At 46.6% G+C, this 9,936-nt stretch carries 7 protein-coding genes; 5 read left to right on the top strand and 2 right to left on the bottom strand.

Annotation, left to right across the window (positions count from 1 at the left end; translation table 11 throughout):
• Positions 1–69: 69 nt before the first annotated feature.
• Both pfkA and FJM74_RS21535 read left to right on the top strand, forming a co-directional pair.
• Positions 70–1,041 (top strand): 6-phosphofructokinase, encoded by a 972-nt coding sequence (gene pfkA / locus FJM74_RS21540; protein WP_187264718.1) that lies wholly within the window; start codon positions 70–72, stop codon positions 1,039–1,041.
• Positions 1,042–1,272: 231 nt separating this feature from the next.
• Positions 1,273–1,656, top strand: a complete 384-nt coding sequence (locus tag FJM74_RS21535; protein WP_187264717.1) for a hypothetical protein — start codon at positions 1,273–1,275, stop codon at positions 1,654–1,656.
• 336 nt (positions 1,657–1,992) lie between these two features.
• On the opposite strand, the gene FJM74_RS21530 is transcribed toward FJM74_RS21535, so the two are convergent.
• Positions 1,993–3,318, bottom strand: a complete 1,326-nt coding sequence (locus FJM74_RS21530) for an MFS transporter (RefSeq protein ID WP_187264716.1) — start codon at positions 3,316–3,318, stop codon at positions 1,993–1,995.
• 338 nt (positions 3,319–3,656) lie between these two features.
• Positions 3,657–5,141 (bottom strand): hypothetical protein, encoded by a 1,485-nt coding sequence (locus tag FJM74_RS21525; RefSeq protein WP_187264715.1) that lies wholly within the window; start codon positions 5,139–5,141, stop codon positions 3,657–3,659.
• A gap of 599 nt (positions 5,142–5,740) precedes the next feature.
• On the opposite strand from FJM74_RS21525, the gene FJM74_RS21520 reads away from it, so the two are divergent.
• The 3 genes from FJM74_RS21520 to FJM74_RS21510 all read left to right on the top strand — a co-directional run bounded on the left by FJM74_RS21520 (position 5,741) and on the right by FJM74_RS21510 (position 9,920).
• Positions 5,741–7,462 carry an ABC transporter substrate-binding protein gene (locus FJM74_RS21520; RefSeq protein WP_241739290.1) on the top strand — a complete coding sequence of 574 codons (1,722 nt, stop codon included), beginning with the start codon at positions 5,741–5,743 and terminating at the stop codon, positions 7,460–7,462.
• An 80-nt stretch (positions 7,463–7,542) separates the two neighbouring features.
• On the top strand, positions 7,543–8,841 hold the full coding sequence (locus FJM74_RS21515) for an ABC transporter permease (RefSeq protein ID WP_187264714.1): 1,299 nt from the start codon (positions 7,543–7,545) through the stop codon (positions 8,839–8,841).
• Positions 8,842–8,870: 29 nt separating this feature from the next.
• Positions 8,871–9,920 (top strand): ABC transporter permease, encoded by a 1,050-nt coding sequence (locus tag FJM74_RS21510; RefSeq protein WP_241739289.1) that lies wholly within the window; start codon positions 8,871–8,873, stop codon positions 9,918–9,920.
• The last annotated feature ends 16 nt before the right edge of the window (positions 9,921–9,936 follow it).

Genomic DNA, 9,936 nt, shown 5'->3' with positions numbered 1-9,936 from the left:
TAGAAACTATCCTATCTGTGGAACAGAGCCTTTGAGAAAGAAGGCTCTGTTTTAACCCTAAATAAAAATATGAAGAGAATAGGAGTTTATACTTCTGGCGGAGATGCGCCAGGCATGAACGCTTGTGTCCGGGCGGTGGTTCGGGCTGCCGTCTACTATGGCATAGAGGTATATGGCATTAAGCGGGGCTATAGCGGCATGATAAACGGGGAGATCTTTAAAATGGATTCTTCCTCCGTGAGTAACATTATACAAAAAGGCGGCACCATCCTGAAGTCGGCCCGGAGCAAAGAATTTGCAACCAAAGAAGGCCGCCAGAAAGCCTACGATCAGCTGCAGAAATTCGGCATCGATGGACTGGTGGCTATCGGTGGTAATGGTACCTTTACAGGTGCCAAGCTGTTTTACGAGGAGTTTGGGATACCAACAGTAGGAGCCCCGGGCACCATCGACAACGACCTTTATGGCACCGACTATACTATTGGCTACGACACAGCCGTAAACACTGCCCTGGAGGCCATAGATAAGATCCGCGACACAGCAGACAGCCATGAGCGCGTATTTTTTGTGGAGGTGATGGGCCGTGATTCAGGTTATATTGCCATCCCTTGCGCTATTGGCGGCGGAGCCGAGATTGCCATGATCCCGGAGGCTGTTACCACTGTAGAGAGTATCATAGAAACGATCAGAGTTGGCTGGGGACGCTCCAAAACATCTTCCATCATTATAATTGCAGAAGGGGAGATAGAAGGTGGTGCCATCAGTATTGCCGCTAAGGTGATGGAGGTGCTGCCGGATATGGACGCCCGTGTTACAATTTTGGGGCATGTACAACGCGGAGGCCCCCCCACAGTATTCGACCGCATGCTGGCCAGCAGGCTTGGCATTGCCTGTGTTAAAGGCCTGATTGATGGCCGGAAAAATGTGATGGCCGGCACTATACACAATAGTCTGGTTTATACTCCTTTTGAGGAAACTATCACTAAAAAGAAAGAAATCAGCCCTGATCTTATCAAGGCGGTGGAAATGTTGTCGGTTTAATTTTTTCCGGCTCCAGCTGTACCCTCAGCAGGTTGCAGTGAGGCATCAGGCAGCAAATGCTTTAAAAGTAAGCTGACGGTGCATCATATGCAGCCTGAGCAGGGCTGTTCCGGCTGCAAGCTTCCAGAGCAAGTGTAGCAGCAGCCGATGAATGTGTTGCACCGATTATTCTATTTAGTGATGTTGCAGAGTAGCAGAAAGTGCTCCGGAGGGCCATTTTCATTAAAATAATTGCGTGGCATCAGTTCCTCTAAATCAAAATATCCTTTTACAGGCGTTGCTCCTGCCCGATTAAGGTTAAAGTTAGTTGGTCTTAATCTTTTAGGTAGTCGTGCCTCTTTTAGATCGTCCTTCCTCTTAGGCTACTCTTTTTCAGGAAATGCGGCAGGCGGCTACAAAGCAGCTGATTTGCCAGGTGCACCTACAGACGATTTTTTGTTGGAGGAAGGAGCCCTTTTTAAAAAACGTTCAGCGAGTGGGGGTGCAGGGCCCCTCGACAATCAAAATTGTCCTGATTTTTTTAAACTCCCCTTCTTTTTCAAGGAGGGGCAGTCCTTGTGTCAAGATCAAAACCGTCAGGATAAGCAAAACGCTTTCATACTGTTATTCCAATAAATGCTGCACCACTAGCCTTTGTTGCGTGTTTTTTACCAACAAGCACAGCGGCTGCTCAATTTGTGAAAGCATCAAATAAGCACCTGAAGGTCTTTTTTCTTCTTAGCCAGACGGCTATGGAATCCAGGAAAAAAGAACAAAGACATAGGCCATAGAACATCTTCCTGGTGCTGTTACAGCCAAAAAATTAATTTGCTAACTTAAACTCCTAAGCCAATTACCATTGCTGACGGCTCTCTCCTGCAAGATCCTTCCGGGAGGATAATAAAGGGATAGGGGAAGTAACAAGTGTCAACAATTGGCTGCTGCACAACTAAATTATTCTAATGAATTTGCCTATTTCATGGCTGCGGCTCTTTCTGATGCTGCTGCTGCCAGCGGTTTACCTTTCACGAACAACAGGAAGAAAAGTCCAATTAAAAAGAATATGCCCAGGGCCAGTACACTGTTGCGCATGGAACCTGTGAGTTGGGCAATTACACCGTAGGCCAGCGTTCCGAGCACAATAGATACTTTTTCGGTAACATCATAAAAACTGAAGAAGGAAGCGTGATCTGTGGTAGTGCCGGGTATAAATTTGGAATAGGTGGAGCGCGAAAGCGATTGTATTCCGCCCATGACGGAGCCCACCACAGCTGCCAGCACATAAAACTCGGCAGCCCCTTTTATAAAATAAGCCCCCACACAAATCCCGATCCAGATAAAAACGGCAAGTATCAGGGCTCTTATGTTGCCATACCTGCCCGATAAAAAAGCAAAGCCATAGGCTCCTGCTATGGCCACTAATTGTATGATCAGGATCGTCATGATCAGGGCATCGTCGGGCAGGTGCAAAATCTCTATTCCGAAAATGGTGGCCACGTACATCACCGTTTGCACGCCCATGTTGTAAAAAAAGTAAGCCAGCAGGAAGCGCTTCAGCATCGGCAACCCCTGTACCTGGCTCAGCACTTTTTTCAGCTCCCGGAAGCCGTTCAGTATCCAGTTCCCTTGGGGCTTGCGCTGATACACGTTTCCGGGCAGGTGGTAGAACGTGTATTGCGCAAAGCCAAACCACCAGAGCCCGGTTGTCAGAAAGGCGATGCGTGGCGGCAGGCTGGTATTTTCAGGAGAAATAAAGAACAGTTGCGGTTGCAGGATCATGGCCAGGTTAAAGACGAGCAGCAGCACGCTGCCAATGTAGCCCATGGCAAAACCACGTGCGCTGAGTTTGTCGTACTGGTCTTCGGTGGCAATTTCGGGGAGGTAGGCATTGTAGAAAACAATGCTGCCGCTAAATCCGATCGAGGCCAGCATAAACAGGATTACGGAGAAGGTAAACGTTTCTTTTGTGAAAAAGTAAAGCCCGGCACAGGAAAGGGAGCCCAGGTAGCAGAACAGCTGCATAAACAGCTTTTTGCGGCCGCTGTAGTCAGCAATGGCCGTCAGGAACGGGCTTAGCAGGGCTATGATCAGAAACGCAGCAGAAACTGCATAAGAAAAAAGCACCGAACTCTGCACGCTAAACCCAAAGAACGAGACAAGGGAGGTGCCATCCGGGTTTTTGGCCACCGCGCTGTAGTAAATCGGGAAAATGGTAGAGGTAATAACCAAAGAGTAGACAGAGTTTGCCCAATCGTAGAAGCACCATGCCCTGGTTATGGTTTTATCATTCTTTTGCATGCGGAAATATAGCAAAATAATTTTTTGGGGCGCCTGTGCGCTGACTGCCGTTTGGTCAGGCCTGCTTTATTGCGTTCCGGGTTATGGCTGCGCCAGGTCTCACAGATGTTCATCAGGCAGACATGCATCTCGGGCATTGGCCTGGTTAGGACTGGGCGAGGCCTTGGATTCCGGGGGCAGGTAGTGCCTGTTGGCATGGCAGGCGGCGGGGTTTTTAGAAATCAGCACGTTAATTCAGGAGCACAGCAACTAAATATTATTCTAATTAAAAAGGCCCTTCGGAGCGTTTTCTGCTGCCGCTGCTGCTTAAGTGGCAACCAGTACTTTGTTGATTAACACTAGGTTATCTGCTTATTCTTCAAAATTTCAAGCACATGTTCCCAAAGGTGTTCATAAGGGATAATTTCTATTTCGGCATACGCATCTCCTGGTGGAGATATTTCAAGTAACTTTTGATAATATTTATCACCTTTAGCCAGACATTCTTCCACATCAAAATGCTCTACCACTGTTAAAATTAGAAGTTTTAAGAACAATTTACTTCTACTGCTAAAGGAGTCTTTTAAGTGTGCCAGTATATATTTTTTCAAGCTTTCAATGCGATACAACAGAGCTTCACTATCTCCTTTTCTTAAAAAGTACATGAACTGCAGAATGATGATAGCAACATTAAAGCCTTGCTTATCTTTGCTGTATTCTGGAACAGTAGACGCAAACGATTGAAAATTGAAAGTTCCGGAAAGAACATCAGTGGGGTTTAAGAAAATAAGATAGGCCTTATATAGAGCCCATCTCTCTCTCGCTGTTTTGGTTATCTTCTGGAAGGCTCTGTTTTCATGCACCTCAATTATTAACTGCTGAGCCAATTCATATTTTTTGGCATGAGCAGTTAATAATAAGTAATTTTCCATAAAGGAAAACCAATTAGGGAAATTTGGGTCAAAGCTCTCTTTATATTCTATGGCATAACTGATTCCTACATCATATAACTTGGCCCTGAGGTGGGCGTAAACCAGAATAAACTTTTGAAACTGAGGCTCATCACGATATTCGTTAATTAACCCCTGTTGTGACCATACCTCAATTTGTTTGGTAAATTGAATGATCTTCTCGAAGTCTCCTATTAATTCGTTGTACCAAATTGTAACTCTATAGAAGTGCTCAAACGTATCAAAAGACCTTGCCAACAACCATAATTCCTCCAACCTTTGCAGAAGTCCTGGAATATGGGGCAAAAAATCCTTTCTTGTATTAACAGATTTGTTTATATTGACTTTGAAAGTTTGGTACAGGCCTTTCGCCTCGGTCTCATAAGTTAGTTTTTGATTATAATAATCGAATTCCTCTTTAATTTTTTTATAGTTGTTTAAATTTCCTTCTTCTACTTCTATCGTTAATTTAAAGTCTAGTACAGCAACAGTTATTTTTGTGAAATCGTATTTTTTAGAAATAGCAATGGCTTTATTTAATAGTTTATTAGAAATTTCGTACTCAGTCTGCCTGATCAGGATACCCGCCTGATAAAGGTATTGTAGGCACTCCTGCTCGTAAATAATAAAACTTCTTAATTTCGTTTTAGAGAAGTCAAAAAGAAACAGGAATTTAAATAGCTTTTTCTTTAGTCGATGTTTCAACATTTTATATCTTACATCGTTCGCATTATTAGTGCCATAAAGGTCTAATGCAGCATCTGAATCGACAGAATATTTACCCGACCTTACTCCAGCAACCAGTAAATTTTCTTTACTATTTTCATTGTTGTTATCCTGTAACATAAACTGGCCCTGCTCACAGTAGGATACAACCTCTAATAACTTTCTCAATTCCTGCATTCTTCTATTAACATCCAGTTTATAAATGTATTATATTTATATTATTTCCTGGTTAAGATCATGTTACTTTAGTGCTATCTTGTTCTTTTTACTTAAAGTAAATCATAATTACCTTTGGAATGATAAAAATAAGAATAAAATGTTACCTTTTGCCATTTTAGTTTCAAAAAAGATTCTATTTTATGGTTTGTTTGGTATTTTAGATGTTTATATTCATAGAAATACGAAAAATTATCTTAGTGACTTTTTATGCCAAAGTTTCCTTTATTTTGGCGTTCTGTAACGTAACTTTGTTCAGTATTCAAATCCTAAATGGCTAGAAATGGAAATCATTATTTACTTACTAATTAAATTAGGCGTCCTTTTTGGAAATCCAACTCCAAATCAAAACCCACAGACTCCGATTAAACAAGAGCAGACGCAGCAAATGCAAATGAGGAGTACTACCTCAGGTGGAACTGAGTCAAATTTTGATGGAGGATCTGGTACTTGGGGAGATAACGGTTGAGAATACATCTCTTCTTTAACATAACTTTAAGTAGCTTTTTCCCTATATTGCCTCTGGTTTAGCAATAAGCAACCGGCAAAGAATGAAAAAATCAGCTACTCTGGTTTGTTTTCTTTTATTTTTACTGAGCTTCTGTAGTCAGCCCCAGCGGCAGCCGGATGAGGTGCGGGTACGCCTGTTCAACGATCCGGTAACGCTGAACCCGGTTAATTACCAGAATAGCAGCGCACTCCAGCTTGTAAACCTGCTGTTCCAAAGCCTGCTCACGGTAGATCTAGAAGACAACACCTTAAAACCTTCTCTGGCTGAAGACTTACCGGTAGTGGAACGAACTGATTCCACTACCCTTTTTACGTATAGCATCAGAGAGGAAGCTGAGTGGGCAGATGGTAGCCCTGTAACGGCGGCTGATGTGGCCTTTACATTAAAGGTAATGCTGGCCCCACTGGTTAATAATGAGCAGATAAAATCGCAGATCGAGTTTATCCGTGACATTGCTTCGGACCAGCGCAACCCCAAACGATTCACCCTGCTTTGCAAAGGCTTCTCCCCCGAGATGGAGCTCCTGACAGGCGACTACTTTATTCTGCCACAGTATCTGTTTGATCCTGAAAACCTGCTCGCCTCCTTTTCGGTGCCGGAACTGGTTAATGCCGCTCCCGAACTCACAAATAACAAAAGCCTAAAGGCCTTTGCCACACACTTCAACAGCGTGGATTTTGCCCGAAGCAAAGATTTGCTCAAAGGCAGCGCCGGCTACGTGCTGGAAAACTGGACAACCGGCCAGTATGTGGTCCTGAAACGCAAGCAAAACTGGTGGGGCACAAACACAGGGCGCGCAGCCTCCTATCTAACCGCCAACCCCCGGCAAATCAACTTCCAGATTATTCCGGACAATACCACAGCCTTGCTGGCCCTTAAAAACCGGCAGCTGGATGTGCTGAGTAATATTCCGGCCACCGAGTTTGATAAACTCCGCGAAGACTCCACTTTTACCAAGGAGTATGCCCTGCATGCCCCCGATAGCTATGAGTATAACTACATCGCCCTGAACACGCGCCTTCCCAAACTTAACAACAGGTATACCCGGCAGGCACTGGCACACCTGGTAGACGCAGATAACCTGATCAAAGTAACGCTCAGCAATTTCGGCACCCGAACGGCAGGCCCCGTGCCACCAGCCATACAACCTTATTACAACCAAAGCATCAGGCCGTATGAGTACAGCCAGGCAAGAGCCATAAGCTTGCTTAAAGCCGCCGGCTGGATCCGCGAAGGCGACGGCTGGTACAAAACCATAGACGGCAAAAAAGAAAAACTGACTTTAGAGGTCAACTACAGGGCTGGCAATACGGTTTTTGAGCATTCGGCACTTATTTTTCAGCAAAATGCAGCAAAGGCAGGCATTGTGGTAGAACTGCAGGCCATGGAGAACAGCCTCTTCAGGCAAAAAGCCAGGACCCATGACTTTGAGATGGTTTTCCGCTCGCTCAGTGGCAACCCTTTTATCTTCAACTTCAAGCCATTTTTTCACTCCGCTTACTCCGACGAAGGTGGCAGTAATATAACGGGCATTGGCTCGCCGGAAACCGATGCGCTGCTCGATGCCATTAACGTAGCTGAAACAGACAGGGAAAAGGCCAGGCTCCTGAAGCGGCTGCAGGAAATTCTGCACGAAGAAGCAGCCATGATCCCGCTTTACTATCTTAAAGAGCGTATTGCTGTGCATAAGCGTTTTGCCAACACCAAGATTTCCGGCCTTAAACCCAATTACGATGTTAGCGCCTTTACTCTAAAAAATTAACCTGAGTTATGGCAGCTTTCCTGTTTCGGCGTCTTTTTTATGGATTAGTGGCTCTTTGGCTTATTTCTACCCTTATTTTTTTGCTAAGCAGGCTATTGCCAGGCTCTTTCGGAGCACAGATTTTAGAGGCTGAAAGCTTTTACAGCAAAGGCTCCCAGGGCAGCAGAGAAGCTGCCTACCAGGCTTATCTGCAAAGAACAGGGCTGGACCAGCCTGTTTTCTACTTCAGCATCAGTTCCAGTGCAGAGCCTGCTGGCATCAGGCATATTTTTCCAGAGTCAGACAGGCTTTTGCTCCGGCAACTGGCCTGGCAGTATGGCAACCCCGAGCTGGCAACTGCTTACTTCAGAGCCTTAAAGCAATTCGATAACCCGGTAGAGCAGCCTGGGCAACTCCAACTAAAGGCGCGTATACAGAAGCTGCATGCTAGTATCGACCCGGAAACCATAAGCTCCACGACAGACTCCATCTATCAGCTTTTGCAGGGGCAGCAGCAAGGCCTGGTGCTGCGAAGTGCCGCAGAGGCACTTATCGGGGACAGGCAGCCATACCGGGCATTATGGCCTGCCTTCAGCTGGCACGGCGTCCATAACCAGTACCACCGCTGGTTTTCGGATGTACTGCAGGGGGATTTAGGGAAGTCTTACCGCGACAGCGGCGCTGTACAGGACCTGATTCTGCAAGCTGTCGGTACCACCTGGTGGATACTTTTTTTCAGCATGGTCCTGACGGGCTTTCTGGCGCTTGAGCTTAGCATCTTGTTTGTGCGGCAAAAGGGAGGTAAATGGCGCAGGCTGCTCCTACCTCTGCTGTTCTTTCTGGATAGGATACCGGTGTTTATCCTGGCACTTCTTCTGCTTATCCTGTTCGCAAGCCCCGCTTTTCTGCAGCTTTTCCCGGTGTATGGCATGGGAGCTTATTATGTTGGCTCCCAGAGCTGGCCAGAACGTTTTGCAAGCCTGTTCCCCTACATGGTGTTGCCGGTTATCTGCCTGGTTTGTGTTAACCTGCCGTACATAACCAACCAGTTCTACAGGTCACTGGCCGATGTGTCGCAGGCTGATTTTACCAGGACGGCCAAAGCCAAGGGCCTTTCGGAAGGGCGGGTCATACGGAGACACATGTTGCGGAATGCCCTCTTTCCCATCATCACACTTCTGTCTGATTTTTTGCCGGCTCTTGTTGCCGGCGTAGTGGTGATAGAGACCGTTTTTGCGATTCCGGGAATTGGCAGACTATTGATAGAGTCGGTGCTGGCAAGAGATTACCCGGTATTGGTGGGGGTGGTTTTAGTGGTGGCGCTATTCAGGGTAATCTCTCATTTTGTTTCGGATCTGTTTTACGGGTTGGCGGACCCACGAATTCGGTTGAGATCCTGATGCACATATTTTTCTCCGATATAAAACATTTGTGGAAAAACAAGCTGACGTTCAGAGCAGCTGTGTGTTACCTGCTGGGCTTCGTTTTGCTGGCCCTTCTGCTTCCCTGGCTCCCCTTGCCCTTTGGCCCCAACGAGTTGCACCTTAACCAGGTATACCAGCCTCCATTTGAAAGTGCAAACAGCCAGCTGCACTTGTTTGGCACCGATGCGCTGGGCCGCGATGTATTCGTCAATACGCTTTACGGTGCCCGCACAGCTTTTTTTATCAGCTTTCCGGTGGCTGCCATCACATTGGTGCTTGGGCTTACAGCAGGCGTGGCCGCTGGCTACTTCGGCAACAGCGGGTTTAGGGTCTCCAGAGCCAGCTTTCTGGGGGTGCTTGCCAGCATTTCCTTCATGGTATACCTTGGGCTGTATATTCCGCTAAAGGCTGAGTTGCTGCTGCCCGGCCACCCACTGGCGCTCGTTAGCCTGGGAGCTTTATTACTGCTGCTCCTGCTCCTGTGGTTTGTGGTCGTGCCGCTGTTGCAAAAGTTTGCTGCCTTCAGAGAAACAATGGCTCTTCCGCTGGACCAGCTCCTGTTACGGCTTATCGAAACGTTTACCAGCATCCCGAGGCTCATCTTTATCCTGGTGCTGTCTTCATTTTTGCCGCCCACCGTGCTGCTGCTCACCATTATCCTGGTACTTACCTACTGGACCGGCACCGCACGCCTGGCCCGTGCCGAAATGCTGAAGATTAAGCACTTGCCTTATTTTGAATCTGCCCGAAGCCTGGGGTTGACTAGCTGGAGCCTGATCTTCCGGCATGCACTCCCCAACATGCTGGGGCCGCTGTTGGTATCCTTTACGTTCGGGCTGGCCAGTTTGCTGGCCTTTGAGTCCACGCTTTCTTTCCTGGGTATCGGCATTCCAAACGAAATTGCCAGCTGGGGCAGAATGATCGCAGGCATCAGGCATAATACCGCTGCCTGGTGGCTACTGGCCTTTCCGGGTGGTTTTCTGCTGCTCACCGTTTTCGCACTTCAGGTCTGTAACTACTTTATTCTTACCCTCATTCAACAAAAGAAATTATAGCCAATGTTACTTTTTG

The sequence above is a fragment of the Pontibacter beigongshangensis genome (genome assembly GCF_014332515.1).
Taxonomy (GTDB): Bacteria; Bacteroidota; Bacteroidia; order Cytophagales; family Hymenobacteraceae; genus Pontibacter; species Pontibacter beigongshangensis.
The sequence above is the reverse complement of the archived record's forward strand: the minus strand, read 5'-3'. Positions and strand labels throughout refer to the sequence as shown.